The sequence below is a fragment of the Citrobacter sp. MGH100 genome, assembly GCF_001034465.1.
Lineage (GTDB): Bacteria > Pseudomonadota > Gammaproteobacteria > Enterobacterales > Enterobacteriaceae > Citrobacter > Citrobacter youngae.
Window position 1 is genome coordinate 1,738,629 of sequence record NZ_KQ089800.1, and the last position, 25,934, is coordinate 1,764,562.

24 protein-coding genes and 1 tRNA gene are annotated in these 25,934 nt (G+C 51.1%); 12 read left to right on the plus strand and 13 right to left on the minus strand.

From position 1 onward, the window contains the following. Positions 1–158: 158 nt before the first annotated feature. Positions 159–246, minus strand: a tRNA-Ser gene (locus SK32_RS08260). A 143-nt stretch (positions 247–389) separates the two neighbouring features. Beyond that, on the minus strand, positions 390–2,018 hold the full coding sequence (locus SK32_RS08265) for an ABC transporter substrate-binding protein (RefSeq protein WP_048212101.1): 1,629 nt from the start codon (positions 2,016–2,018) through the stop codon (positions 390–392). 270 nt (positions 2,019–2,288) lie between these two features. Here SK32_RS08265 and yccA point away from each other — a divergent pair, with 270 nt between their 5' ends. Together yccA and tusE are read left to right on the plus strand one after the other, a co-directional pair. Further along, complete coding sequence (gene yccA / locus SK32_RS08270) at positions 2,289–2,948, plus strand: FtsH protease modulator YccA (RefSeq protein ID WP_003035917.1); 660 nt, start codon at positions 2,289–2,291, stop codon at positions 2,946–2,948. A gap of 88 nt (positions 2,949–3,036) precedes the next feature. Beyond that, positions 3,037–3,366: a sulfurtransferase TusE gene (gene tusE / locus SK32_RS08275; protein WP_048212102.1), complete on the plus strand. Its 330-nt coding sequence runs from the start codon at positions 3,037–3,039 to the stop codon at positions 3,364–3,366. Here tusE and yccX read toward each other — a convergent pair. Further along, on the minus strand, positions 3,363–3,644 hold the full coding sequence (yccX, locus tag SK32_RS08280) for an acylphosphatase (RefSeq protein WP_048212103.1): 282 nt from the start codon (positions 3,642–3,644) through the stop codon (positions 3,363–3,365). The two genes, tusE and yccX, sit on opposite strands and share 4 nt — an antisense overlap. A 94-nt stretch (positions 3,645–3,738) precedes the next feature. Between yccX and rlmI the strand changes: the two genes are divergently transcribed. Together rlmI and hspQ are read left to right on the plus strand one after the other, a co-directional pair. Next, entirely contained in the window at positions 3,739–4,929 is a 1,191-nt protein-coding gene (gene rlmI, locus SK32_RS08285) for a 23S rRNA (cytosine(1962)-C(5))-methyltransferase RlmI (protein WP_048212104.1), read from the plus strand. Between the two features lie 57 nt (positions 4,930–4,986). After that, complete coding sequence (gene hspQ, locus SK32_RS08290) at positions 4,987–5,304, plus strand: heat shock protein HspQ (protein WP_005123508.1); 318 nt, start codon at positions 4,987–4,989, stop codon at positions 5,302–5,304. 74 nt (positions 5,305–5,378) lie between these two features. Here hspQ and SK32_RS08295 read toward each other — a convergent pair whose 3' ends face one another. After that, positions 5,379–5,792: a CoA-binding protein gene (locus SK32_RS08295; RefSeq protein WP_006685217.1), complete on the minus strand. Its 414-nt coding sequence runs from the start codon at positions 5,790–5,792 to the stop codon at positions 5,379–5,381. Between the two features lie 172 nt (positions 5,793–5,964). On the opposite strand from SK32_RS08295, the gene csgI reads away from it, so the two are divergent. Together csgI and mgsA are read left to right on the plus strand one after the other, a co-directional pair. Next, positions 5,965–6,627 carry a curli synthesis inhibitor gene (csgI, locus tag SK32_RS08300; RefSeq protein ID WP_048212105.1) on the plus strand — a complete coding sequence of 221 codons (663 nt, stop codon included), beginning with the start codon at positions 5,965–5,967 and terminating at the stop codon, positions 6,625–6,627. Positions 6,628–6,720: 93 nt separating this feature from the next. Beyond that, positions 6,721–7,179 (plus strand): methylglyoxal synthase, encoded by a 459-nt coding sequence (mgsA, locus tag SK32_RS08305; RefSeq protein ID WP_048212106.1) that lies wholly within the window; start codon positions 6,721–6,723, stop codon positions 7,177–7,179. A 35-nt stretch (positions 7,180–7,214) separates the two neighbouring features. On the opposite strand, the gene helD is transcribed toward mgsA, so the two are convergent. Next, the gene (helD, locus tag SK32_RS08310; protein WP_048212107.1) at positions 7,215–9,269 is read right to left on the minus strand and encodes a DNA helicase IV; all 2,055 of its coding nucleotides are present in this window, start codon (positions 9,267–9,269) and stop codon (positions 7,215–7,217) included. A gap of 125 nt (positions 9,270–9,394) precedes the next feature. Between helD and SK32_RS08315 the strand changes: the two genes are divergently transcribed. Together SK32_RS08315 and yccS are read left to right on the plus strand one after the other, a co-directional pair. Continuing rightward, complete coding sequence (locus SK32_RS08315) at positions 9,395–9,841, plus strand: YccF domain-containing protein (protein ID WP_005123514.1); 447 nt, start codon at positions 9,395–9,397, stop codon at positions 9,839–9,841. Between the two features lie 18 nt (positions 9,842–9,859). Beyond that, on the plus strand, positions 9,860–12,013 hold the full coding sequence (yccS, locus tag SK32_RS08320; RefSeq protein ID WP_048212108.1) for a YccS family putative transporter: 2,154 nt from the start codon (positions 9,860–9,862) through the stop codon (positions 12,011–12,013). On the opposite strand, the gene SK32_RS08325 is transcribed toward yccS, so the two are convergent. Beyond that, positions 11,991–12,605, minus strand: a complete 615-nt coding sequence (locus tag SK32_RS08325) for a TfoX/Sxy family DNA transformation protein (RefSeq protein WP_048212109.1) — start codon at positions 12,603–12,605, stop codon at positions 11,991–11,993. The two genes, yccS and SK32_RS08325, sit on opposite strands and share 23 nt — an antisense overlap. 216 nt (positions 12,606–12,821) lie before the next feature. Here SK32_RS08325 and sulA point away from each other — a divergent pair, with 216 nt between their 5' ends. Together sulA and ompA are read left to right on the plus strand one after the other, a co-directional pair. Further along, positions 12,822–13,331, plus strand: coding sequence for an SOS-induced cell division inhibitor SulA (gene sulA, locus SK32_RS08330; RefSeq protein WP_040231828.1), 510 nt, complete (start codon positions 12,822–12,824; stop codon positions 13,329–13,331). 355 nt (positions 13,332–13,686) lie between these two features. Next, on the plus strand, positions 13,687–14,736 hold the full coding sequence (gene ompA, locus SK32_RS08335; RefSeq protein ID WP_048212110.1) for a porin OmpA: 1,050 nt from the start codon (positions 13,687–13,689) through the stop codon (positions 14,734–14,736). A gap of 98 nt (positions 14,737–14,834) precedes the next feature. Here the strand turns inward: ompA and matP are convergent, their stop codons facing one another. Further along, positions 14,835–15,287, minus strand: a complete 453-nt coding sequence (gene matP, locus SK32_RS08340; RefSeq protein ID WP_048212111.1) for a macrodomain Ter protein MatP — start codon at positions 15,285–15,287, stop codon at positions 14,835–14,837. A 185-nt stretch (positions 15,288–15,472) separates the two neighbouring features. Here matP and SK32_RS08345 point away from each other — a divergent pair, with 185 nt between their 5' ends. Together SK32_RS08345 and fabA are read left to right on the plus strand one after the other, a co-directional pair. Beyond that, on the plus strand, positions 15,473–17,233 hold the full coding sequence (locus SK32_RS08345; RefSeq protein WP_048212112.1) for an AAA family ATPase: 1,761 nt from the start codon (positions 15,473–15,475) through the stop codon (positions 17,231–17,233). Positions 17,234–17,301: 68 nt separating this feature from the next. Continuing rightward, complete coding sequence (gene fabA, locus SK32_RS08350; protein WP_003035875.1) at positions 17,302–17,820, plus strand: bifunctional 3-hydroxydecanoyl-ACP dehydratase/trans-2-decenoyl-ACP isomerase; 519 nt, start codon at positions 17,302–17,304, stop codon at positions 17,818–17,820. Positions 17,821–17,941: 121 nt separating this feature from the next. On the opposite strand, the gene rmf is transcribed toward fabA, so the two are convergent. From rmf to rlmKL, 6 genes are all read right to left on the minus strand, one after another. Then, complete coding sequence (gene rmf / locus SK32_RS24545; protein WP_003035871.1) at positions 17,942–18,109, minus strand: ribosome modulation factor; 168 nt, start codon at positions 18,107–18,109, stop codon at positions 17,942–17,944. A 256-nt stretch (positions 18,110–18,365) separates the two neighbouring features. After that, on the minus strand, positions 18,366–18,929 hold the full coding sequence (pqiC, locus tag SK32_RS08355) for a membrane integrity-associated transporter subunit PqiC (protein WP_048212113.1): 564 nt from the start codon (positions 18,927–18,929) through the stop codon (positions 18,366–18,368). Further along, complete coding sequence (pqiB, locus tag SK32_RS08360; protein ID WP_048212114.1) at positions 18,926–20,566, minus strand: intermembrane transport protein PqiB; 1,641 nt, start codon at positions 20,564–20,566, stop codon at positions 18,926–18,928. Before pqiB ends, pqiC begins: the two co-directional genes overlap by 4 nt. A 4-nt stretch (positions 20,567–20,570) precedes the next feature. After that, the gene (gene pqiA / locus SK32_RS08365; protein ID WP_048212115.1) at positions 20,571–21,824 is read right to left on the minus strand and encodes a membrane integrity-associated transporter subunit PqiA; all 1,254 of its coding nucleotides are present in this window, start codon (positions 21,822–21,824) and stop codon (positions 20,571–20,573) included. Positions 21,825–21,838: 14 nt separating this feature from the next. Next, on the minus strand, positions 21,839–23,746 hold the full coding sequence (locus SK32_RS08370; RefSeq protein WP_048212116.1) for an ABC transporter ATP-binding protein: 1,908 nt from the start codon (positions 23,744–23,746) through the stop codon (positions 21,839–21,841). Between the two features lie 12 nt (positions 23,747–23,758). Further along, entirely contained in the window at positions 23,759–25,867 is a 2,109-nt protein-coding gene (gene rlmKL, locus SK32_RS08375) for a bifunctional 23S rRNA (guanine(2069)-N(7))-methyltransferase RlmK/23S rRNA (guanine(2445)-N(2))-methyltransferase RlmL (RefSeq protein ID WP_048212117.1), read from the minus strand. Positions 25,868–25,934: the final 67 nt, after the last annotated feature.

Sequence of the window (25,934 nt, forward strand, 5' to 3'; positions counted from 1 at the left end):
TGTAGTTAAATTGCAGCGTATAGCACGACAAGGAAAAGCCTGGGATCGGGGTAAGCAAGTGTTCGAATGTGACATGAGGGGATGGGCGAATATTGCCAGGCGATTCTAATGCTTCAAAAGCAAAAAGGGGTCACCTTTCGGTAACCCCTTTTCATGTTTGGCGGAAGCGTAGAGATTCGAACTCTAGAACCCTTTCGGGTCGCCGGTTTTCAAGACCGGTGCCTTCAACCGCTCGGCCACGCTTCCAATGAGGCGCACTATAAACATCCCGAACGGACCTGTAAAGCACCAATGTGTTCGTTTGCCTGAAAAACAGCCAAAATGTTGTTAATCGACTTAAATAACAACAAATTGACCGTTTATTCAGCACAAATCCGGGCTACTGCTGTTTAATGTTTTTTGATGTACATATCTTTGGTGAAGTAATTACCGCGGTTATCCGGTGCAAATCCGCCTACCCACGGCTTTACCAGGTGTGTGCGGACATAGTGGTAAACCGGAATCGCCGGTACATCCTCGCCTAACACATCTTCCGCCTGCTGGTAATATTTCCCGCGCTCTGGCAAAGAACGGGCTTTTGCCGCATTACGCATCGCTTCATCGTAGGCTGGATTACTGTATCGGGTGGTATTTTCACTATCGCCTGTGCGGAAAATATTGAGGAAGCTCGACGCATCGTCGTAATCCGCTATCCATGCATAGCGTACGACGTCAAAATTGCCGGTGTGCATGGTATCCAGCATCGTTTTCCATTCCTGGTTCTGCAGTTTTGCCTCAACGCCAAGATTTTTCTTCCACATTGACGAGGCGGCAATCGCGATTCGCTGATGCGTTTCGAAAGTGTTGTAGAGCAGATTTAATGTAAGCGGATGCTCAGGACCGTAGCCCGCTTCCGCCAGCAGTTTTTTTGCCTCGGCAATGCGTTTGTCGAGTGGCCATGATGCGTAGTCTGGCGCGTGTAATTTTACCCCGCCAATTTCAGGCTGGCTGATAACCCACGCCGCACGTTGTCCCTGCCCCATCACCTTTTGCGCAATGATGTCTTTATCTAACGCCATATTTAGCGCCCGACGCACGCGCGGGTCGTTAAACGGCGCACGCGTGGTATTAAACTGATAATAATAGGTTGAAAGCTGAGGTGAGACATGGAGTTCATCACCCATCGTCTTTTTCAATTGAGCAAACTGATTGACCGGAACACTAAAAACAATATCGATTTCCCCGGCTTTGTAACGGTTAACGTCTGCAGCCTCTGAACTGATGGGCAAATACGTCACTTTATTAATGACCGTGTGCTGATCGTCCCAGTAATGCGGGTTGCGCACGGCAACAATCCGCTCGTTGACGACCCACTGCGACAACTTATACGCACCACTGCTGACAAAGTGCTCCGGACGAGTCCACTTATCGCCAAAGCGGCCAATCAGCACTTTATCCAGCGGGACCAGTGATGGGTGCGCCAGCATCGCTAAAAATGCCGCTGTCGGCTGCGTCAGGGTAATTTCCAGCGTGGTGTCATTCAGTGCCTTGACCCCAAGCGTCGCGGGATCTTTTTTCCCCTGAGCAATATCAACCGCATTTGCGACATGTATATTGCCCAGATAAGAGGCATAGGGTGAGGTAGTTTGCGGTGAAACCAGGCGCTGCCAGCTCCAGACGACATCCTGTGCAGTAATAGCCGATCCATCTGACCAGGTTATGCCTGGACGTAAATGAAAGATCCAGACAGTGTTATCTTTATTCTCCCAGGAGGCAGCAAGACGGGGCGCAATAGTGCCATCCAGGTTTACGGCCACCAGTCCATCGAACATATCGCTGATTAAATTAAACTCAACGTTGCTTTCAACTTTATGCGGATCCAGTGAGGCTGGCTCACTGCCGTTATTTCTGACCAGTTCTTGTTGAGCTGCCAGTTCTGTGCCCGCGGGAACTGTCGCAGCGCTCGCCATGCCGTTGATAGACATCAAACAGACAGCCAACAGCGTAAACGTCAATATCTTCGATTTATGTTGAGTCATTCCCTTTACCTTATTGCTCTGTTTTATGTAAACACCGCTGTCACTGTCAGAGAGATTCGGAAATAACGCAATATTTTTCAGTTACCTGGGAGAGGTGGATCTGACATTTTTGCACTTATAGTGCTAACATCTGATTCGGGAGCTTTTGTTGAAATAATATGCTTAAGCCTGGCGGGTTAAAATGCGTAAAGATGGGTAAAACCGCTGTGTCATTCCCCTTGATTTCATTATCCTCCATCATTAATTACATCTGTCATAAGAGAGTGACTCATGGATCGTATTATTAGTTCTTCGCGCGATCGTACATCGCTACTCAGCACACATAAGGTGCTGCGTAATACCTATTTCCTGCTCAGCCTGACGCTGGCGTTTTCAGCGATCACCGCAACTGCCAGTACAGTACTGATGCTGCCATCTCCGGGTCTGATTCTGACGCTGGTTGGTATGTATGGTCTGATGTTCCTGACCTACAAAACGGCAGATAAACCAGTAGGTATTCTGTCTGCTTTCGCTTTCACCGGTTTCCTGGGTTACATCCTGGGACCGATTCTGAACACTTACCTGTCGGCAGGTATGGGTGACGTGATCGGTATGGCACTGGGTGGTACGGCGCTGGTCTTCTTCAGCTGCTCTGCGTATGTTCTGACCACGCGTAAAGACATGTCCTTCCTCGGCGGTATGCTGATGGCAGGTATCGTGGTGGTGCTGATTGGTATGGTTGCGAATATCTTCCTGCAACTGCCAGCGCTGCATCTGGCGATTAGCGCGGTGTTTATCCTGATTTCTTCAGGTGCCATCCTGTTTGAAACCAGCAACATCATCCGTGGTGGTGAAACCAACTACATCCGTGCAACCGTCAGCCTGTATGTATCGCTGTACAACATCTTCGTCAGCCTGCTTAGCATTCTGGGCTTCGCCAGCCGCGATTAAAATGACCACGTACATTATCCAGCCCCGCTTATGCGGGGCTTTCTTTTTTGGTAAACTGCCGCCAGTTTGACTAACGCAGTGAAGAATTATGTTGATCTTTGAAGGTAAAGAAATCAGTACTGATAGCGAAGGCTATTTAAAAGACACAACCGAATGGAGCGAACCGCTGGCAGTTGCCATTGCTGAAAACGAAGGAATTACGCTGTCAGTTGAACACTGGGAAGTAGTGCGCTTTGTGCGCGAGTTTTATCTGGAGTTTAATACCTCCCCCGCTATTCGTATGCTGGTCAAAGCGATGGCCAATAAGTTTGGCGAAGAGAAAGGCAACAGCCGTTATCTCTACCGCCTGTTCCCGAAAGGTCCGGCCAAGCAGGCAACCAAAATTGCAGGTCTGCCAAAACCGGTCAAATGTATTTAATAGCGGATACTAAATCCCGTTAACTCTTCGCCAGGCCGATGCGGTTCGCTGAGGACTCTGTCTACCCTGGCGCTACGCGGGCCCCCGGCTTTTAACCACTTCATCAGTTGTTCTACCTGCTCGCTGTCACCGCAGGCGACAACCTCTACGCTGCCGTCATCCATATTCTTCGCGTATCCGGTCAATCCCAGCCGTTGTGCTTCATGCTGGGTGGTGTAGCGAAATCCTACCCCCTGAACCCGGCCATAGACCCAGGCGATTATGCAGACTTTCGACATTGCGGTTCTCCTTATCATCACAGCGCGCGTTGCAAATACACGTAAAACTCAGGACAATGGCGCCCATTTCTTTGAATTGACAGAATAGTAAATTATGAGTGTACGTTTAGTGTTAGCCAAAGGGCGCGAAAAATCATTACTGCGCCGCCATCCGTGGGTATTTTCCGGTGCCGTCGCACGTATGGAAGGTAAAGCCAACCTCGGTGAAACCATCGATATTGTTGACCATCAGGGTAAATGGTTAGCACGCGGCGCGTACTCACCCGCGTCGCAGATCCGTGCACGCGTCTGGACATTTGACAAGTCTGAGTCCATCAATATTGATTTCTTCACCCGTCGTCTGCAGCAGGCGCAGACATGGCGTGACTGGCTGGCGAAAAAAGACGGTCTGGACAGCTATCGTCTGATCGCCGGAGAATCCGATGGTCTGCCGGGTGTCACCATTGACCGCTTCGGCAACTTCCTGGTGTTGCAGTTGCTCAGTGCGGGGGCTGAATACCAACGCGCCGCGCTGATTAGCGCTCTGCAAATTGTTTTCCCTGACTGCGCCATTTATGACCGTAGCGATGTAGCGGTGCGTAAAAAAGAAGGTATGGAGCTGACTCAAGGGCCAGTAACGGGCGAGCTTCCGCCAGCACTGCTGCCAATTGAAGAGCACGGAATGAAGCTGCTGGTTGATATTCAGCACGGACATAAAACCGGTTATTACCTCGATCAGCGTGACAGCCGCCTGGCCACGCGTCGTTACGTGGAAAACAAACGTGTCCTGAACTGTTTCTCTTATACCGGCGGCTTTGCTGTCTCAGCATTAATGGGCGGATGCCGTCAGGTGGTCAGCGTCGACACCTCCCAGGAAGCGCTCGATATTGCCCGCCAGAACGTAGAGCTGAACAAGCTGGATCTGAGCAAAGCTGAGTTTGTGCGTGATGACGTGTTCAAGTTGCTGCGCGCCTATCGCGATCGTGGTGAGAAATTTGATGTTATCGTGATGGACCCGCCGAAGTTTGTCGAAAACAAGAGCCAGTTGATGGGCGCCTGCCGTGGCTATAAAGACATCAATATGCTGGCAATTCAGTTGCTGAATCCGGGTGGCGTACTGCTGACATTCTCCTGCTCCGGATTGATGACCACCGATTTATTTCAGAAAATCATCGCCGATGCCGCAATAGATGCCGGGCGTGATGTACAATTTATAGAGCAGTTCCGTCAGGCCGCCGATCATCCTGTGATCGCTACCTACCCGGAAGGGCTGTATCTGAAAGGGTTTGCCTGTCGCATCATGTAACTTGAAAAGTGGAATATTACCCTTACATAGAGGGTATCTATTTCCCGGGAGGTGACTATGATTGCCAGCAAATTCGGTATCGGCCAGCAGGTCCGCCATTCCCTGTTAGGTTACCTCGGAGTGGTCGTGGATATCGACCCGGAATATTCGCTTGATGACCCGTCACCTGATGAGTTGGCGGTTAACGACGAACTTCGCGCCGCTCCCTGGTATCACGTGGTGATGGAAGACGATAATGGCCTGCCAGTACATACGTATCTGGCTGAAGCACAGTTGAGTAGCGAGCTACAGGAAGAACATCCAGAGCAACCATCGATGGATGAACTGGCACGGACAATCCGTAAACAGCTCCAGGCTCCACGCCTGCGCAACTGACAACATTTCTCCGGCCTACGACAAACACCGTTGTAGGCCGGATATACAATGCGCCATCCGGCAACAGTACAACCTTACTTCGCTAGTCCCAGTCTGGGGATTTCAATCGCCGGGCAACGATCCATCACTACTGCCAGGCCCGCATCGCGCGCCAGCACGGCAGCCTGCTCATTAATCACGCCAAGCTGCATCCACAAAGTCTTCGCACCAATAGCAATAGCCTCCTGTGCGACTCCCCATGCTGCTTCTGAGTTTCTAAAGACATCCACCATATCCACTTTCTCTGGTACGTCTGCCAGTGTCGCATAGCCCTGCTGCCCCAGCAGCGTTTTCCCGGCAACTTTAGGAGACACGGGGATAACGTGATAACCCTGATCGAGTAAATACTTCATCACCCGATAGCTCGGGCGATCGGGTTTATCGCTTGCTCCTACCAGCGCAATCGTACGGGTAGATGTCAAAATGCCAGCAATATCGGTCTCTTTCATCGTCTTCCTCCAGGCTGTTTTGCAAAGTGTACGACAAAGCTGACGTCGCAACCATTCATCCCATACTGGCGCATGAGAGCTAAACTAGAAAATATGTCTATATGTTAGTAAACATGATTGTCGAAAAATTTAGATACATCTTATACAGAAATCTTCTGGACAGGAGAACCTTATGAAAACCGGCATTGTGACAGCCCTGATTGCTCTGTTTTTGCCGGTAACCGTTTGTGCGACCTCTTTGCGCCTGTCTAATGATATTGACCTGCTGGTGCTGGACGGAAAAAAGGTGTCCAGCTCTTTACTGCGCGGTGCCGACAGTATTGAGCTGGAGAATGGTCGGCATCAGCTTGTCTTTCGCGTTGAGAAAACGATTCGTCTCTCCAGCCATGAAGAACGTCTGTATATTTCTCCTCCGCTGGTCATCAGTTTTGATACTCAGTTGGTTAGTCAGGTCAATTTTCATCTCCCCCGTCTGAACAACGAACGTGACGCAACGCATTTCGATGAAGCTCCCCGTGTGGAACTATTAGATGGCGATTCCATGCCCATTCCGGTCAAGCTGGATATTTTGTCGATTACCTCATCGGCAAAAATCGTGGATTATGAACTCGAGACTGAACGCTATAACAAATCGTCTAAGCATGCTTCACTCCCACAATTTGCCACTATGATGGCAGATGACAGCGCATTGCTCTCAGGGGTCTCTGAACTGGATCGGGTGCCGCCGCAGTCACAAACACTCACCGAACAGCGTTTGAAATATTGGTTTGGCCAGGCCGATGCGCAAACACGAAGTAATTTTCTGCAATGGGCAGAGAAACAGCCACCCTCATGACGTTTATGTTCACCTACGCATTTTTTTTGTCTTTCTCTTGCAGCGTCAAACGCTTCCAGTACTCTGTAATAAGGTTAACTTGGGAGCTGTACTATGGAACTGACGACTCGCACTTTACCGGCGCGTAAGCATATTGCGCTGGTTGCACATGATCACTGTAAACAGATGCTGATGAGCTGGGTGGAACGCCACCAGCCATTGTTAGAAAAGCATGTCCTCTATGCGACAGGCACGACAGGAAATCTCATTCAACGCGCGACCGGCATGGATGTCAACGCCATGCTTAGCGGTCCAATGGGCGGCGATCAGCAGGTCGGCGCACTGATCTCTGAAGGGAAAATTGATGTGTTGATCTTCTTCTGGGATCCACTCAACGCCGTGCCTCATGATCCGGATGTTAAAGCCCTTCTGCGCCTGGCCACAGTTTGGAATATTCCGGTTGCCACCAACGTATCTACCGCCGATTTTATTATCCAGTCGCCAAACTTCAACGATGCAACGGACATCCTGATCCCGGATTACGCCCGTTATCTGGCAGAGCGCCTCAAATAATCGCCAGACAGGCGGCCGCCGTCGCCGCCTGTTCTTCAGGGTTTTCTCGCTACCGGGACATCCAGTTGTTTTAGTTCATCAACAAAACAGGATGGCGCGTCTTTATTAAACAGCAACCACACCCGATGCCGGGCACGGGTAAGTGCCACGTAGAGCAACCTTCTCTCTTCTGCATCCGGAAAATCCTCGACCATTGGCAGTAATGCTTCTTCCATAATCGACTCACGGGCCGGGGCCGGAAAACCATCGTTGCCATCATGAAGCCCAACGACAATGACATAATCCGCCTGCTGTCCTTTACTGGCATGAATAGTCATAAAGTCCAGTTGTAGTTTGGGCCAGCGGGTCGCTGCTTTCTCAAGACTGGCAGGTTTGAGGTGGTGATATCGCGCCAGCACCAGTATGCGTTCTTCTGCTTTCGCAAAGCCGGATAGCTTATCCAACAGCGCATCCAGCTGACTTTCATCGAGCAGAGTGACGGCTTTCCTGTCGCCTGCTGTCAGGCTATTGAGCGGTTTTTTAAGCTGATGCGGGTTTTGCTGGATAAACCGATTGGCTATTTCGCCAATACGACTATTAAAACGGTATGTTGTATCCAGATCGCAGCGATCGCCCTCACCAAAGTGTTGCCGGAAGGCGGTAGTTAACGAAAGTTGTGCACCACTGAAACGGTAAATGGCCTGCCAGTCATCCCCTACGGCAAATAGCATGGTCTGTGAGTTTTGCTTGCGCAATGCGGCTAACAGGGCGGCGCGCTGTGGGGAGATATCCTGAAATTCATCAACCAGGATATGCTTCCAGGGGCTGATAAAGCGTCCCTTCTCCAGAATGACAATCGCCTGATGGATCAATCCAGAAAAATCGACGGCATTCTCTTCTTTCAGAGCACTCTTCCAGGCCTTGAGTAACGGCGCCATCAGCTTTATACGTTTGCTGAACAGGTCGCGGATCGCCTCCGGCGCATTGGCGATCATCTCCGCCTGTGCTCCACCATGTATACGCATCAGGCTAACCCAGCGATCCAGACGTGAGGCCAGACGACGTTGTAATTTTTCATCGTCCCAAAAATTGCCTTCTGGCACAGACCACTGCATTTCTTCTTCTAACCATTGTCGCCAGCCTTTAGCCTGAGCCTTTTTCTCACTGCACTGCTGACGCCAGGTTGTTATAAATAGTTTGTTGCGAGCGGCGGCATCATTTTCCAGCTTGCTCACTGTTGGAACTTTTTTGCTACCTTGCGAAATAATGTACAACGCCAGTGAATGGAACGTCCGTGCAGTGACGTCTTGCGTCTGCAGCCGTTCGCGAATGCGATCATCCATCTCCTGGGCTGCTTTGCGTCCAAACGCCAGCAACAGGATCTGTTCAGCCGCCGCCTCTCCTCGAGCAAGCAGCCAGCCCGCACGGGCGACCAATACGGATGTTTTGCCGCTTCCGGCCCCTGCAAGTACCAACAATGATTGCTCACCGTTCACTACCGCACGCGCCTGAGCAGGGTTCAACGGCGAAGATTCAATATGCTGGAAAAACTCAGCATACTCTTCCAGCATTGCATCGGTGTATGCCTGATTGTGCTGTAAGCGGCAGGCTTCAATGTCCTTTAACCATGCCTGGCATTGGTGCAACGCCTCACGGCAATTATCAAATTCTTCCAGTCGGTTGATCGGGAGCGGGAGCGCGGCAAAGGCACGGCGGATCTGCTGCTGCAGCCCTGACGTTTGTTCGCGCGTCAGCCATTTGTTATCACTGGTACGCGCCGCGATCGCATCCAGCTGTTGCTGTAAAACTCCCGCAGCGACGTCGCTCATCTCCTGGCTCCACTGCTGCCAGAGGATGTTCAGATGATGGTGGAAACGTTGGGTTTCCGCCCATTCAGTGCCGTGAAGGCGTACAACTTTATCATCAGAAAGCACAAATTCCAGCTCACCCCATACCAGGCCCCTTTTACAATGGATAGCCAGTAACTGATTGAATGGAATAAGATATTCATGACGGTCGCCAGAGACTTTAATGCCGGCATTGAGAATAACGGCCCGATCGTAAGGGTGTTGCGCCAGACGTTTTCCCAGAGAAGTTGCTTTCAGTTCCATAAGACTTACGCGGATCCACACGAAGAGGTTTGCTTATCAGTGTAACCGCCAGAGAAAACGTGCTCCAGCCCAAAAAAACGTTACAATTGCCAAACTCACAGAAAACCAGAGTTAACCGAGGGTTTATGCGTACTGTTCTGAATATTTTAAATTTTGTGCTTGGGGGATTCGCCACCACCTTAGCCTGGTTACTGGCGACGTTAGTCAGTATCGTGCTTATCTTCACACTACCCTTGACCCGCTCCTGCTGGGAAATCACACGCTTGTCGCTGTTCCCCTACGGTAATGAGGCGATTCACGTTGATGAACTCAACCCGGCGGGTAAAAACGTGCTTCTGAATACCGGCGGTACGCTGCTCAACATTTTCTGGCTGATTTTCTTCGGCTGGTGGCTGTGCCTGATGCATATTGTTTCCGGTATTGCCCAGTGCATTACGATTATTGGTATTCCGGTTGGTATTGCGAACTTTAAAATCGCCGCAATTGCACTCTGGCCCGTTGGTCGTCGCGTGGTTTCAGTCGAAGTTGCCCGTGCCGCACGCGAAGCCAACGCGCGTCGTCGCTTTGAATAATCGGAACTGATGGCCTTTATGTTAAGTCCACTGCTTAAACGCTATACCTGGAACAGCACCTGGCTGTACTACGTGCGGATTTTTATCGCGCTCTGCGGCACTACGGCGCTGCCGTGGTGGCTGGGTGACGTCAAACTGACCATCCCGCTCACGCTGGGCATGGTTGCTGCCGCGCTGACCGATCTGGACGATCGGCTCGCGGGCCGTCTGCGTAATTTGATTATTACGCTGATCTGCTTTTTCATTGCTTCGGCTTCCGTCGAATTGCTCTTCCCTTGGCCGTGGCTTTTCGCAATTGGATTAACGCTTTCCACCAGCGGCTTTATTTTGCTGGGGGGCTTAGGTCAGCGTTATGCGACCATCGCCTTTGGTGCATTACTGATCGCCATTTACACCATGCTGGGAACATCACTGTACGATCAGTGGTATCAGCAACCGATCCTGCTGCTTGCAGGCGCCATCTGGTATAACCTTCTGACGCTCATCGGTCACCTTCTGTTCCCGATTCGTCCACTGCAGGACAATCTGGCACGCAGCTACGAACAGTTGGCACACTACCTGGAGCTGAAATCCCGCCTTTTTGATCCCGACATTGAAGATGAAAGTCAGGCCCCCTTGTATGAGTTAGCGCTGGCCAATGGGCAACTGATGGCGACGCTGAACCAAACAAAAGTATCATTACTGACCCGTCTGCGCGGTGACCGCGGACAGCGAGGAACCCGCCGCACACTGCATTACTATTTTGTCGCGCAGGATATTCACGAACGCGCAAGTTCCTCACATATTCAGTACCAGACGCTACGCGACCATTTCCGTCACAGCGATGTGATGTTTCGTTTCCAACGACTAATGTCGATGCAGGGACAAGCCTGTACGCAACTGTCTCACTGCATTTTGCTACGCACCCCTTACCAGCACGATCCACACTTTGAGCGAGTCTTTACACATATAGATGCTGCCCTTGAGCGCATGCGTGCAAGCGGTGCCCCTGCAGATCTGCTCAATACGCTGGGATTCTTACTATCGAACCTGCGGGCTATCGATGCGCAACTGGCCACCATTGAGTCTGAACAGGCTCAGGTACTCTCGCGCAATGAGTCAGAAAATCAGCTTGCCGATGACAGTCCGCACGGATTCAGTGATATCTGGCTGCGTCTGAGTCGCAATTTTACGCCAGAGTCGGCGCTGTTTCGCCACGCGGTTCGCATGTCTCTGGTGCTCTGCGTCGGGTACGCCATTATCCAGATAACGGGCATGAACCATGGCTACTGGATCCTGCTGACCAGCCTGTTTGTCTGCCAGCCCAACTACAACGCCACACGACATCGTCTGGCGTTAAGGATTATCGGCACATTAGTCGGGATAGCGATTGGACTGCCCATCCTGTGGTTCGTCCCATCGCTGGAAGGGCAATTAATACTGCTGGTGATCACCGGCGTGCTCTTTTTTGCTTTCCGCAATGTTCAGTACGCACATGCCACAATGTTTATCACGCTGCTGGTATTGCTGTGCTTTAACCTGCTTGGTGAAGGGTTTGAAGTCGCACTGCCGCGCGTCATCGATACGCTGATTGGTTGTGCCATCGCATGGGCAGCCGTCAGTTTCATCTGGCCAGACTGGCGCTTTCGCAACCTGCCACGGGTGATTGAACGGGCGACCGATGCAAACTGTCGTTACCTTGATGCCATTCTCGAACAGTATCATCAGGGGCGAGACAATCGCCTGGCATACCGTATTGCGCGCCGCGATGCGCATAATCGTGATGCGGAGCTGGCATCCGTGGTGTCGAATATGTCGAGTGAACCGGATGTCACTGCCCAAACGCGCGAAACGGCATTCCGCTTGCTGTGCCTCAACCATACCTTTACCAGTTATATCTCGGCACTGGGCGCACACCGTGAACAGTTAACCAACCCGGACGTTCTGGCATTACTGGACGATGCCGTTTGCTATGTTGATGATGCACTTCATCATCAACCCGCTGACGAGCAGCGCGTATACCAGGCGCTTGAAGGACTGAAGCAACGGATTCAGCATCTTGAACCACGCCCGGACAGTAAAGAACCACTGGTCGTACAGCAAGTTGGCCTATTGATAGCGCTACTACCAGAAATCAGACGATTACAGCAGCAAATTGCCGCATTGCCGTCTAGTACACCGGTTCAGGCGTAAGAGAACTCACCCACTCCACAAGCTCCTGGCGACGAATCGCCGGGAGCGCCGCCTCATGAATTCCCCCAATTGCGCCTTCAAGGGCATAGAGTATTTTCACCGTCAGGGCGGGATTAACCTGTCGCAGTTTCAACCAGCACATTTTTGCCCCCAACATGCGTAATGTGCTTTCATCTTTTATACCTGCTTCATTCAGCAGGGTTTCCAGATGGAATGTCATGTTCGGCAGTCCACGCAGGCGATGCTGTGCAAAACGACTTTGCTTTTCTTTTAACGCCGCATCCAGTGAATACCGTGATAGCGACACCAGTTGTTGCTGGTTTTGCCACAGCGTATCGTTCACCTGATAATAATTGAGCACCACCGGACGTCCACGTTTTATAAATGTCAGCCAGACAGGGGAATGTTTTACACAGTACTGCGCACTCTGTTCACAGGCCCGAAGATATAACTCGCCACTGGCGACCATGGCGAATACCGTGTCCTCAACCGTCAGGCTATAACCCCCAAACAGCGATCGATAACGAATAGTCCCCAATGACGCCAGATATTCTTGTGATTTATAGATCCTTGCATAAGAAAGTTTTTTCATAAAAATCCTTTTAAATCATAACGTAATAAAATGATTTGCAGTAGCGGATCCGTTAATGACGAAAATAGGCAACTTATTCGCAAGGGGCAAGATGAATTTTGTTTTTCCCGTAACAACAACCAAAAACTGCGAACCTGTTTCAGAAAATAAGGTTGATCTTTGGTTATAGCAGGGTTACTGTATATCCATACAGTAACTCACAGGGCTGGATTGATTATGTACACTTCAGGCTATGCAAATCGTTCTTCGTCGTTCTCTTCCACAGCAAGCAAAATTGCGCGCGTGTCGTCAGAGCACACTACCGCTGGGCTTATCAGTGAAGTGGTCTATCGCGAGGACCAGCCCATGATGACGCAGCTCCTGCTGCTTCCCCTGCTTCAGCAATTAGGTCAGCAGTCGCGCTGGCAGCTGTGGCTGACGCCTCAGCAAAAACTAAGCCGGGAGTGGGTGCAGTCGGCCGGGCTTCCATTGACGAAAGTCATGCAAATTAGCCAACTCTCTCCCTGCAATACGCTGGAATCTATGGTTCGTGCGCTACGCACGGGTAACTACAGCGTCGTAATTGGCTGGCTGACGGAAGAATTAACCGAAGATGAACATGCCGAGCTGGTAAAAGCAGCAGATGAAGGCAATGCGATGGGATTTATCATGCGTCCTGTACGCGCTCAGACACTTGCGGGGAGACAGCATTCCGGGCTAAAAATTCACTCGAATTTGTATCATTAAGTAAAATTAGGATTTATCCTGGAATTTTTTTTCACCCTCAAATTCGGCTTTGAGCTTTAACACCTTTTTTGTGAGAACGCCTGTGTGAAGCGGTTTCCGCGATAGTAGCTGTACAATTAATCATCCACAAATGTTAAATATTGTGTATACAAGCCTTTTTTTTTCATATGCCTGACGGACTTCACACTTGTAAGTTTTCAACTACGTTGTAGACTTTACATCGCCAGGGGTGCTCGGCGTAAGCCGCAGATATCGGTAGAGTAACTATTGAACTGGTCCCCGGGTGAAGGATTTAACCGTGTTATCTCTCTGGAGATATTCATGGCGAATTTTGGATGATAACGAGGCGCATAAAATGAAAAAGACAGCTATCGCAATTGCAGTGGCACTGGCTGGTTTCGCTACCGTGGCGCAGGCCGCTCCGAAAGATAACACCTGGTATACTGGTGCTAAACTGGGTTGGTCCCAGTTCCATGACATCGGCAACAATCAGATCAACAACAACGGACCGACCCACGAAAGCCAACTGGGTGCTGGTGCGTTCGGTGGTTACCAGGTTAACCCGTACGTTGGTTTTGAAATGGGTTACGACTGGTTAGGTCGTATGCCGTACAAAGGCAACACTGAAAATGGCGCATTCAAAGCTCAGGGCGTTCAGCTGACCGCTAAACTGGGTTACCCAATCACTGACGATCTGGACGTTTATACCCGTCTGGGTGGTATGGTTTGGCGTGCAGATGCTAAAAACAACGACGGCTTCAAAGACCACGACACTGGTGTATCCCCAGTATTCGCTGGCGGCGTAGAGTATGCAATTACTCCTGAAATCGCTACCCGTCTGGAATACCAGTGGACCAACAACATCGGTGACGCGAACACCGTTGGTGGTCGTCCAGACAACGGTCTGTTGAGCGTTGGTGTTTCTTACCGTTTCGGCCAGCAGGAAGAAGCAGCTCCGGTAGTTGCTCCGGCTCCGGCTCCGGCTCCAGAAGTACAGACCAAACACTTCACTCTGAAGTCTGACGTTCTGTTCAACTTCAACAAAGCAACTCTGAAACCAGAAGGCCAGCAGGCTCTGGATCAGATGTACAGCCAGCTGAGCAACCTGGATCCGAAAGACGGTTCCGTCGTTGTTCTGGGCTTCACTGACCGCATCGGTTCTGACGCTTACAACCAGGGTCTGTCTGAGAAACGTGCTCAGTCTGTTGTTGATTACCTGATCTCTAAAGGTATTCCTTCTGACAAAATCTCCGCACGTGGTATGGGCGAATCCAACCCGGTTACCGGCAACACCTGTGACAACGTGAAAGCTCGCGCTGCGCTGATCGACTGCCTGGCTCCGGATCGTCGTGTTGAGATCGAAGTTAAAGGCATCAAAGACGTTGTAACTCAGCCTCAGGCTTAAGTTATCGTCTTATAAAAAAACCCCGCCTGGCGGGGTTTTTTTTCACCTACATATCATGCAAAAGCACAGACACGCTCCATATTGACGTTACCCGTACCCTACTCTTTACCCAGTAACGCCTGTAGATCCTGTTTCAATGTCGACATCTTGTTCGCATACTTTTCTTTATGTTCCGCATCTTCAATCAACTGCACAATCGTTTCTGAGAGCGTTTTACCACGTCGCTGCGCAAGCCCGGCTAAACGCTGCCAGACCATAAACTCCAGATCGATCGATTTCTTACGCGTATGCTGATGTTCTGCATTAAAGTGCCGCTTACGCCTCGCCCGGATCGTTTGCTTCATACGATTGAGCAGTGCTGGGTTCATGTATTCTTCAATCCAGACGTTGACCCGAACCGGTTCATTTTCGAGGGTTAGCAACAAATCAACGGCTTCTTTGGCAGCGCTGGCTTCCACATAGCGGGTAATCAACTCCCCCTCGCGATGCTTCTTCACCAGGTACTTCCATTTCCATCCGCTTTCAAGATTTTCAAGTTGTTGATATTTCATTGCGATCTCAATGTTACCGTGTAACTCTTATCAGAATATCAGCTTTTTCGGCATCTGAAGAAAAGAATATCCAGCCTGTGAACTGTCGCTCGTCATCACATTCGTTTAGCGGCGCTTTCCACGTGTGCAGTGCTGATGGTTACGGTATAATCTCGTTTTTTACAACAGACTAAAAAACATCAACTTTGACCATTACGAAACTTGCATGGCGTGATCTGGTTCCTGATACCGATAGCTATCAGGAAATATTTGCACAGCCGCACGTCACTGACGACACCGACACCTTACTCAGTGATACTCAGCCACGTTTACAATTCGCGCTAGAGCAACTTCTTCAGCACTGGGCTACGTCCTCGTTTATGCTGGTGAAAGCGCCCGAAGAGCTGGAGTATCTCAATCTTATTGCAACGGCTGCACGTACCTTGCATGCGGATGCCGATAAGTTAACCGGGGGGCATTACGATGTATCCGGCCACACTATTCGTTACCGCGCAGCAGAGAAAGCAGACGACAACTTTGCGACGTTAACTCAGGTGGTTAATGCTGACTGGGTTGAGGCCGAACAACTGTTTGGCTGTCTGCGCCAGTTCAATGGCGAAATTACGCTGCAACCGGGACTGGTCCATCAGGCCAACGGCGGTGTGCTGGTTATCTCATTGCGCACACTTCTGGCTCAGCCGTTGTTGTGGATGCGCCTGAAAGCCATTGTCAGCCACGAACGTTTTGACTGGGTGGCCTTTGATGAGTCTCGCCCCCTGCCAGTCTCCGTCCCTTCTATGCCGCTTAAACTGAAAGTGGTGTTGGTCGGCGAACGTGAATCGCTGGCAGACTTCCAGGAAATGGAACCAGAACTGGCAGAACAGGCTATCTACAGCGAATTTGAAGATAACTTGCAGATAGTGGATGCCGAAACCATGACACAGTGGTGTCAGTGGGTAACGCATACTGCCCGCCGCAACAATCTGCCCTATCCCGCTGCCGATGCCTGGCAGGTTCTCATCCGCGAAGCCGTTCGCTATACCGGCGAACAGGATACGCTGCCGCTTAATCCGCTATGGATCACCCGCCAGCTCAAAGAAGTGGCCCCTCTTTGCGACAGTGATACCTGCACTGCGGAGCAATTGAGCCTGATGCTTGCTCAGCGTGAATGGCGAGAAGGATTCCTCTCTGAACGGATGCAGGATGAGATCCTGCAAGAGCAGATCCTCATTGAAACGGAAGGCGAGCGTATTGGGCAAATAAACGCCCTGTCGGTGATTGAATTTCCAGGTCATCCCCGCGCATTTGGTGAACCTTCACGAATCAGTTGCGTCGTGCATATTGGCGATGGCGAATTTACCGATATTGAACGTAAAGCCGAGCTGGGCGGAAATATTCATGCCAAGGGTATGATGATTATGCAGGCGTTCCTGATGTCGGAACTCCAGCTTGAACAGCAAATACCGTTCTCTGCCTCTCTGACATTTGAGCAATCATACAGTGAAGTAGACGGTGACAGCGCCTCTATGGCAGAACTGTGTGCGCTAATAAGCGCCCTCGCTGACGTTCCCGTCAATCAAAGCATCGCGATAACCGGTTCTGTCGATCAGTTTGGTCGTGCTCAACCTGTCGGCGGTCTGAATGAGAAAATTGAAGGCTTCTTTGCCATCTGCCAGCAGCGTGAATTAACGGGGACTCAGGGTGTGATTATCCCTGCAGCCAACGTCAGACATCTGAGCCTGCCACCCGCACTGTTGCAGGCTGTTGAAGAAGAAAAATTCACTATCTGGGCAGTAGACGACGTGACCGATGCGCTGCCACTGCTATTAAATTTGGTGTGGGATGGAGAAGGTCAGACGACGCTGATGCAAACTATCCAGGAGCGTATTGCTGCGGCAACGCAACAGGAAGGCCGTCACCGTTTTCCATGGCCGCTACGTTGGCTGAATTGGATTATTCCGAACTGATCGGACTTGTTCAGCGTACACGTGTTAGCTATCCTGCGTGCTTCAATAAAATAAGGCTTACAGAGAACATGGTAGATAAACGCGAATCCTATACAAAAGAAGACCTTCTTGCCTCTGGTCGCGGTGAGCTGTTTGGTGCTAAAGGCCCACAACTGCCTGCACCAAGCATGCTGATGATGGATCGTGTCATCAAGATGACCGAAACCGGCGGCAACTTTGACAAAGGTTATGTGGAAGCTGAACTGGACATCAACCCGGACCTGTGGTTCTTCGGATGCCATTTTATCGGCGATCCGGTAATGCCAGGTTGCCTGGGTCTGGATGCCATGTGGCAGTTGGTTGGATTCTATCTCGGCTGGTTGGGCGGCGAAGGTAAAGGCCGTGCACTGGGCGTGGGCGAAGTGAAATTCACAGGTCAGGTTCTGCCGACCGCGAAGAAAGTCACTTACCGCATTCACTTCAAACGCATCGTTAACCGCCGCCTGATCATGGGTCTGGCTGATGGTGAAGTGCTGGTTGATGGTCGCCTGATCTACACCGCAAATGATCTGAAAGTGGGTCTGTTCCAGGACACCTCGGCGTTCTAATCGCAGACATCTGTAGGTCTGGCAGTGCGACATGGCCGAATGGCAGCGCACGTTATTTTGCCGGTCTACAAAAGGCGAAACCTCCGCTAAGCGGAGGTTTCTTTTATCTAAAGAGACAGAATCAGGCCATTAAAACCCTATCCCCCATGGCTTCTCGCCAGCCTCCCAGCCAGTATGACCTCTGATTCAGCGTCTGATAGGGACACATTTCTTTTGAGCGTCCGGCAATGCCGGCCTGATATCCACGTTGATGTGCCCGTTCCAGGCGATCTCGTTTTTGTCTCTTCATGCCTCGTTTCCCTCATTTTTAGGTCTGGTGGAAAAGAAAACAGTGATTACTAAGTGTGCAATCACACTAAACGAATACCCCTAAACATTAGACTCGTCAATGCGCAAAATTCACGCCAGTGTCATATTTGTGAGCTAGCTGGTAAATCATTTGTACAAAAATTCTCTGTCAGAACAGCTACCTCAACTGCTAAAAAAATAAAAAAAACCGCCTCTGGCGATGAGCCTGAGGCGGCATAATTTACAATTATTTAAGCTTATGGAATGCGTTTCAGCTCCTGGGCGATTGCCGTCGCTTCCTGACTCCAGGCGCTGGCCAGAACTTTCACCATTTCATCGTAGCCATCCTGCGTCTGTACAACTTCGATATGGAACGGACGCTTGATTAATTGCCCCTGGTGATTCAGCAACCATTCACCGCTGACAATCACTTTACCGTCGTAACGTCCGTGAAAGCCTGTCACCGTCACGTTAAGCGTATCCTGAGTGCTTCCCAACGGCTGAGATGCAACCACCCAACCAGGAAGTTGCATACTGAGATTTGCGACAAGGGTATTACGCAGTTGCTGATCCAGTGGGCTGGCCCAGAGATTGTTATTTGCTATCACATACTTCACGTCGCTGGTCTGGTACACCACACCATTCCCCGCCAGGTAATCAGGTACTGCAACCTGTTCAACCCACAACAGGCGATTGCCCTGATTAGCTGAACTTTGTCCCCCCCCTTGCGCAATGGGGAGCTGATAATAGCTTTTACTCTCTCCGCTGGAGCTACATGACGTCAGCCAGACCGCCATCATCACCACTAGCCACTTTTTCATTGTTTCGCCCTCTTCGGCTCTGGATCTTTTTTGTCCTTCGCTTCAAACACCAGCGCGTTGCTCTTGTCGTTCAGCGTTTTCAGAACCGGCTGCAGTTCACGCAGTACCTGATCAAGACGCTGCATATCTGCCACCATCTTGTTATAGGCCGCAGAACCCGGCTGGAAGCCCTGCATGCTGCGATTCAGTTCACGTAACGTATTCTGCATATCCGCAGGAAGCTGCTGCATCGACTGGCTGGACGTGATCTTATTCATGTTATCCAGCGTAGTTTGCAGATGCTTCATCGTGCGCTGGCTTTCCGACAGCGTATTGGTTGCCTGCTCAATCATCGGGTTCAGCGGCAGGCCATTAATCTTATCCAACGCTTCCATCAGACGTTGCTGAATCTGCGCCAGACCGCCACTCACTGTTGGGATAATTTGATAACCATTAAACTCGCGTACCCCTGTAATTGGCGGCTCTTTCGGGTAAAAGTCGAGATCGACATACAGCGCGCCGGTCACCAGGTTCCCCGTCTTCAATGAGCCTCTCAGCCCACGTTTGAGCAACTCAGCAAGATGAGCCCCCACATCGGTGTCTTCACCCAACTGCGCTTTCAGCCGTTCAGGTTCAATACGCACCAGAACAGGAATGCGGTAATCATTGTTAAATACCTGGCGCATATTTGGCGCGAAGAAAGGCACTTTACTTACTGTACCCAGGCGTATACCACGGAATTCCAACGGCGCACCCGGCTGCAGACCACGAATTGAATCCTTGAAGAACATCAGGTAATCAATGTGATCGGTATACAAGGAATCCTGAATACTTTTTTGATCGTCATACAGATTAAAAGAGGAATGCTGTTCAACCGGTTGGCCTTGCTCCAGCCCTTCCGGTACGTCAAAGCTTACCCCACCGCCAAACAGCGTCGTGAGCGAGCCCATTTCTACTCGCATACCTGCCGAAGTGAGATCGACGGCAATACCGCTGTCTTTCCAGAAACGGACATTACTGGTTACCAGTCGATCGTTTGGCGCATTGATGAAAAGCTGGTAGCTGATCGTGCGTTTTTGAGCATCAAACGTGCTGGTCTCAACCGAGCCCACGCGATATCCACGGAACAGCACCGGGTCACCCGGACTCAATTGACCGGCTTTTTTACTGTCCAGGATCACGCGGATCCCTTTCGCATCAGGCGGCGCCAGCGGTGGAGAATCGAGCAATTGGTAATTTTCCAGCTTGCTGCCTTTATTACCGGGTTGCAGCTCAATATATGCCCCGGACAACAGCGTTCCCAGGCCACTGATACCTTCACGCCCCACCTGCGGCTTCACAACCCAAAAAACAGAATCTTTATGCAGTAGCTTTTCCATACCGGAATTAAGACGCGCTTTAATCTCCACATGGGTCAGATCATCCGTCAGGGTTGCGCTCTCAACGATGCCGACGTCCACACTGCGGCTCTTAATCGTCGTTTTGCCCCCTTCAATACCTTCGGCATTGGTCGTAATCAACGTGACTTCCGGCCCCTGATGGCTGTAGTGGTAAAACAGAACCCATGCGCCAATGAGTGCAGTGACGATCGGGAATATCCACACGGGCGACCAGTTTTTTACCTTCTGCACTTTGGCTTCCCCACTTTTAGATTCCATGCTGTCAGGACTCCTCATGGCCTGGTTCTGGTTCACGGTCCCACGACAGACGCGGATCAAATGTCATCGCAGAAAACATTGTCATAATGACGACTAAAGCAAACATCAAAGCACCCATTGCAGGATAAATGTTCATTAACCCTCCCATGCGCACCAGCGCAGAGAGTACCGCAATAACAAAAACGTCGATCATTGACCAGCGACCGACAAATTCCACCACCTCATAAATCAGGTGCATACGTTCGCTGTCGCGTTTGCCATGCCCTTTGGCATCCCAACATAGCCAGGCAATGGCGATCATTTTTAAGGTCGGCACCATAATACTGGCGATAAAGATAACTGCAGCCACGGGATAAGAACCTTCGCTCCAGATTAAAACCACGCCCTCAAGAATGGTTGATGGCAGTTTTGACCCCAGCAGATCGGTGATCATAATCGGCAGAATATTGGCAGGAAGATAAAGCATGATCGACGTGAACAGTAATGCCAGTGTCCATTGCAAACTGTTTTTACGACGCACATAGCCTTTCGTTTGACAGCGCGGACACACCAGCTCATCAGCCGGAAGAATAGCCGTGCAACAGGAGCAGGAACGCAATCCTTGTCGGATACCAGGCACGCCAGGTTTTAAGACCTGTTTGATAGCCGGCATCGGCGCAATATCATCCCACAGCCAGCGACGATCGACACACTGGAATGCTCGTAACTGGAGAAGACAAAAGAAGCACCACGGGATGAAACTACTGCCCACACCGATATCGCCATAGGCCATTAGTTTAACAAAGCTCACCAGCACGCCCGCGAGGAAGATTTCGGCCATTCCCCAGCTTTTTAGCTGAAACAAAATGCGCGCCAGCCATGCTTTAAGCCGCTCGGGCATCTGAACCCGGTTTACCAGTAGCAGGATCGTCAGCAGACAAAAGGCCGGAACCAACTGAACGAATAAGATAAAGAAGGTGCCGAGACTGGCGTAATCTTCAGAAAAGAGCACGCTGGGAATTTGCAGCAACGTCACTTCACTACTCACCCCTGCGACGTTCATATTCACAAAGGGAAACAGGTTTGATAAAAGCAGCATGAACAATGCTGCTAACACATAGGCGGTAGGACGCTGCCGTGGCGCGTCCCACTCAACCGTTAACGTAGTGCCACATCGTGGACATGCCGCTTTCTGACCATGCTCAAGGCGAGGAAGCGCCACCAGCATGTCACACTGCGAGCACAAAATATGCTTCGCGGCATGGTGATGTTCGCACATAGGTGCTCCTTTAATTATGCGCCATTCTTCAAAGACTCAAGATACTCCCAGCGCTCAAAGGCTTGCTCAAGTTCTTGTTCCGCTTCGTTCAGATTAGCTAACACCTGTTGCGTTTGCTCGTGCGGCTGACTAAAAAACGCGGCGTCAGCAACCTGAGTCTGTAAGGCTTCCAGCTTAGCTTCCAGTTCTTCAAGCAGCGCAGGAAGCTGCTCCAGTTCGCGCTGTAGTTTATAGCTTAGTTTGCTGGTGCCACGTTTTACAATTTCTGCTTTAGGCGCAACAGTTTCCTCCGTTTTTTTCTCAACGGGTTGTTTAAACGCCACATACTGCGATTGCTGACTGCGCGCATCATGATAACCGCCGACATAACGACCAATTTTACCGCCGCCTTCGAAGATCCAGCATTCGGTCACGGTATTATCGACAAACTGACGGTCGTGGCTCACCAGCAATACGGTCCCCTGATAACCGTCAATCAACTCTTCGAGCAGTTCCAGCGTTTCGACGTCGAGATCGTTGGTGGGTTCATCGAGAATTAACAGATTGCTGGGTTTCAGGAACAAACGCGCCAATAACAGGCGATTACGTTCCCCGCCAGAGAGAGCACGTACTGGCGTCATCGCACGTTTCGGATGGAACAGGAAGTCCTGAAGATAGCCCAGCACATGGCGCGGCTTACCGTTCACCATCACCTCTTGCTTACCTTCAGCCAGGTTGTCCATCACGGTTTTATCGGGATCCAGTTCAGCACGGTGCTGGTCGAAATAGGCAACTTCCAGTTTCGTCCCGACGTGGATGCGACCACTGTCGGCCTGTAATTGTCCCAGCATCAGCTTCAGCAGCGTTGTTTTGCCGCAGCCGTTAGGCCCAATTAAGGCAATTTTGTCGCTGCGCTGCACCTGCGCGGAGAAATCTTTCACCAGCTGCTTCCCGTCAACCTGGTAATCAACATTCTCCATTTCGAAAACAATCTTGCCTGAGCGGCTCGCTTCTTCGACCTGCATCTTCGCTGTGCCCATCACTTCACGCCGCTCGCCACGCTCGCGACGCATGGCTTTCAGCGCACGCACGCGGCCTTCATTGCGGGTTCGACGCGCCTTAATACCTTGACGGATCCAGACTTCTTCCTGCGCCAGTTTGCGGTCAAATTCCGCGTTTTGTAACTCTTCTACGCGCAACGCTTCTTCTTTATCCAGCAGATACTGATCGTAGTTCCCCGGATAGGTCACCAGCTTGCCGCGGTCGAGATCGACAATGCGCGTCGCCATATTGCGAATAAATGAACGGTCGTGGGAGATGAAAATGATTGTCCCATTGAAGGTTTTCAGGAACCCTTCCAGCCAGTCGATGGTTTCAATATCCAGGTGGTTCGTCGGTTCATCCAGCAGCAGCACGCGCGGGTTGCTCACTAACGCGCGGCCCAGCGCCGCCTTACGTAGCCAGCCGCCGGAAAGCGATGCCAGCTCCATGTCTGCTTCCAGGCCAAGCTGTTCCAGTACTTCATTAATACGGTTTTCCAGCTGCCACAGATTATGGTGATCCAGCTGTTCCTGAACCTTCGCCAGTTCCTGGAGGTTTTTATCACTCGGATCGGTGATCACCAGATGCGAGATATCATGATAACGCTTGAGGTAAACCGCCTGTTCTGCAATCCCTTCGGCGACGAAATCGTAGACGCTACCCTGCACGTTGCGCGGCGGATCCTGCTGCAGACGCGCCACAACCAGATCCTGCTCATAAATAATACGCCCATCGTCAAGACCCTGCTCACGGTTCAGGATCTTCATCAGCGTCGATTTGCCCGCGCCGTTACGGCCTACCAGACAGACGCGTTCGTTATCCTCGATATGCAATTCTGCATTATCAAGAAGTGGCGAATCGCTGAACGACAGCCATGCGCCATGCATACTGATCAATGACATTTATTTTTCCTTTCAGGCTGCGGTAATCAGCCAGCAGTTGTGGATCTGGCGGTTACGGGCAAAGTCTAGGGAAAGCGTTTTTTGGGTAATTTCTTGTGCTTTCAATCCCAGTTCAGCCAGACCGTCGAGGTCCATACGGAATCCACGTTTGTTGTTGGAGAACATAATCGTGCCGTCTTTACGCAGCAGGCGTTTCAGATCTTTCATCAGCGCCAGATGATCGCGCTGCACATCGAACGAGTCTTCCATACGCTTAGAGTTAGAGAACGTCGGCGGATCAATGAAGATCAGATCAAACTGTTCATTGGCATCACGCAACCAGCCCAGGCAGTCGGCCTGAATCAAGCGGTGCGCACGTCCGCTTAACCCGTTCAGTCGCAGGTTACGCTCTGCCCATTCCAGATAGGTACGCGACATATCTACCGTTGTGGTGCTGCGCGCACCGCCCAATCCCGCATGTACGCTGGCGCTGCCGGTATAGGAGAACAGGTTAAGGAAGTCTTTCCCTTTGCTCATCTGCCCCAACATGCGGCGTGCAATACGGTGATCGAGGAACAGGCCGGTATCCAGATAATCGGTCAGGTTTACCCACAGGCGCGCGTTATACTCGCTCACCTCAATGAACTCGCCCTTCTCGTTCATTTTCTGGTATTGGTTCTTCCCTTTCTGGCGCTCACGGGTTTTCAGCACCAGTTTGTTTGGTGCGATTTCCAGTACCGACAGCGTTGCGGCGATAATGTCGAACAGGCGTTGACGTGCTTTCTGCGCATCAACCGTCTTCGGCGGCGCATATTCCTGAACCACGACCCAGTCACCATAGCGGTCCACTGCAACGTTGTATTCCGGCAGGTCAGCGTCATACAGGCGATAGCATTCAATCCCTTCCTGACGTGCCCATTTTTCCAATTTCTTAATATTCTTGCGCAGGCGGTTGGCATAATCTCCCGCCACCGTTGCAGGTTTGCTGTCAGCGGTCGTTTCTGCAACGTGATAGTTCTTCTGTACGCAATCCAGCGGACCATTTTTCGCTTTAAACTGTTTATCCGCACGCAATTGCAGGCTGCTGAGCAGATCCGGCGAGGCGCTGAACAGCGACAAATTCCAGCCGCCAAACTGGTTTTTCATCGTGCGTCCCAGCAGGCTGTGCAGAGCTATCAACGCCGGTTCGCTATCAAGACGTTCGCCGTATGGCGGGTTGCTGATAACCGTACCATACGGTCCTTTAGGCAGCGGGTTGCTCAGTTTAGCGACATCTTTAACGTCAAACGTCATCAGATCGGCAATACCGGCGCGGCGGGCATTACTGCGCGCTTTTTCAATTACCCGCGCATCGCTGTCAGATCCATAGAAGTGCGAGGTATAGTCCGCCAACCCTTTGCGTGCACGAACCTGTGCTTCGGCTTTGACTTCTTGCCAGACGACTTCATCGTGCTGCGCCCAACCATTGAAGCCCCAGTAGCCACGGTGCAGGCCCGGCGCGCGATCGGTTGCCCACATTGCGGCTTCAATCAGCAACGTACCGGAACCACACATCGGATCGAGCAGCGGCGTACCCGGCTGCCAGCCTGAACGCATCACAATGGCGGCCGCCAGCGTTTCTTTAATCGGCGCCTGACCAGCGCGATCGCGATAACCACGCTGATGCAGGCCGTCACCACTCAGATCGAGGGCGATGCTGGCGGTATCTTTGTTCAACCAGACGTTAATGCGCAGATCGGGTGATTCACGATCTACGTTCGGACGCGGCAGGTTTTTACGGGTAAAGGCATCGACAATCGCATCCTTTACTTTCAGTGCACCGTACTGACTATTACGAATCGTCTCGTTCAGGCCGCTAAAATGCACGGCAAAGGTGGCACCAGGATTAAATATCTCTGTCCAGTCGATTGCCTGAACGCCGAGGTACAGATCAAGATCGCTGTAGACCTTGCATTCTCCCATCGGCAGGATAATGCGCGAGGCCAGGCGGCTCCACATCAGGCTCTGGTAAACAAGCCGCGTGTCGCCCTTAAAATGGACCCCACCCTGAACGACCTGGCACTCCAGCGCGCCGAGGTTTTCCAGTTCAGTTTTTAACAGCTCTTCCAGCCCGCGGGCCGTACTGGCAAACAGAGAATTCATAATGTCACTTTTACTCCAAGAAAATTGCTGCGCATTATAGCTAATATGGGCTGTATGTCATAAAGTT

Excerpts from the sequence above, each read along its gene's own strand:
- SK32_RS08265 (WP_048212101.1), bottom strand. The coding sequence starts at position 2,018 with ATGACTCAACATAAATCGAAGATATTGACGTTTACGCTGTTGGCTGTC.
- yccA (WP_003035917.1), top strand. The coding sequence starts at position 2,289 with ATGGATCGTATTATTAGTTCTTCGCGCGATCGTACATCGCTACTCAGC.
- tusE (WP_048212102.1), top strand. The coding sequence starts at position 3,037 with ATGTTGATCTTTGAAGGTAAAGAAATCAGTACTGATAGCGAAGGCTAT.
- yccX (WP_048212103.1), bottom strand. The coding sequence starts at position 3,644 with ATGTCGAAAGTCTGCATAATCGCCTGGGTCTATGGCCGGGTTCAGGGG.
- rlmI (WP_048212104.1), top strand. The coding sequence starts at position 3,739 with ATGAGTGTACGTTTAGTGTTAGCCAAAGGGCGCGAAAAATCATTACTG.
- hspQ (WP_005123508.1), top strand. The coding sequence starts at position 4,987 with ATGATTGCCAGCAAATTCGGTATCGGCCAGCAGGTCCGCCATTCCCTG.
- SK32_RS08295 (WP_006685217.1), bottom strand. The coding sequence starts at position 5,792 with ATGAAAGAGACCGATATTGCTGGCATTTTGACATCTACCCGTACGATT.
- csgI (WP_048212105.1), top strand. The coding sequence starts at position 5,965 with ATGAAAACCGGCATTGTGACAGCCCTGATTGCTCTGTTTTTGCCGGTA.
- mgsA (WP_048212106.1), top strand. The coding sequence starts at position 6,721 with ATGGAACTGACGACTCGCACTTTACCGGCGCGTAAGCATATTGCGCTG.
- helD (WP_048212107.1), bottom strand. The coding sequence starts at position 9,269 with ATGGAACTGAAAGCAACTTCTCTGGGAAAACGTCTGGCGCAACACCCT.
- SK32_RS08315 (WP_005123514.1), top strand. The coding sequence starts at position 9,395 with ATGCGTACTGTTCTGAATATTTTAAATTTTGTGCTTGGGGGATTCGCC.
- yccS (WP_048212108.1), top strand. The coding sequence starts at position 9,860 with ATGTTAAGTCCACTGCTTAAACGCTATACCTGGAACAGCACCTGGCTG.
- SK32_RS08325 (WP_048212109.1), bottom strand. The coding sequence starts at position 12,605 with ATGAAAAAACTTTCTTATGCAAGGATCTATAAATCACAAGAATATCTG.
- sulA (WP_040231828.1), top strand. The coding sequence starts at position 12,822 with ATGTACACTTCAGGCTATGCAAATCGTTCTTCGTCGTTCTCTTCCACA.
- ompA (WP_048212110.1), top strand. The coding sequence starts at position 13,687 with ATGAAAAAGACAGCTATCGCAATTGCAGTGGCACTGGCTGGTTTCGCT.
- matP (WP_048212111.1), bottom strand. The coding sequence starts at position 15,287 with ATGAAATATCAACAACTTGAAAATCTTGAAAGCGGATGGAAATGGAAG.
- fabA (WP_003035875.1), top strand. The coding sequence starts at position 17,302 with ATGGTAGATAAACGCGAATCCTATACAAAAGAAGACCTTCTTGCCTCT.
- rmf (WP_003035871.1), bottom strand. The coding sequence starts at position 18,109 with ATGAAGAGACAAAAACGAGATCGCCTGGAACGGGCACATCAACGTGGA.
- pqiC (WP_048212113.1), bottom strand. The coding sequence starts at position 18,929 with ATGAAAAAGTGGCTAGTGGTGATGATGGCGGTCTGGCTGACGTCATGT.
- pqiB (WP_048212114.1), bottom strand. The coding sequence starts at position 20,566 with ATGGAATCTAAAAGTGGGGAAGCCAAAGTGCAGAAGGTAAAAAACTGG.
- pqiA (WP_048212115.1), bottom strand. The coding sequence starts at position 21,824 with ATGTGCGAACATCACCATGCCGCGAAGCATATTTTGTGCTCGCAGTGT.
- SK32_RS08370 (WP_048212116.1), bottom strand. The coding sequence starts at position 23,746 with ATGTCATTGATCAGTATGCATGGCGCATGGCTGTCGTTCAGCGATTCG.
- rlmKL (WP_048212117.1), bottom strand. The coding sequence starts at position 25,867 with ATGAATTCTCTGTTTGCCAGTACGGCCCGCGGGCTGGAAGAGCTGTTA.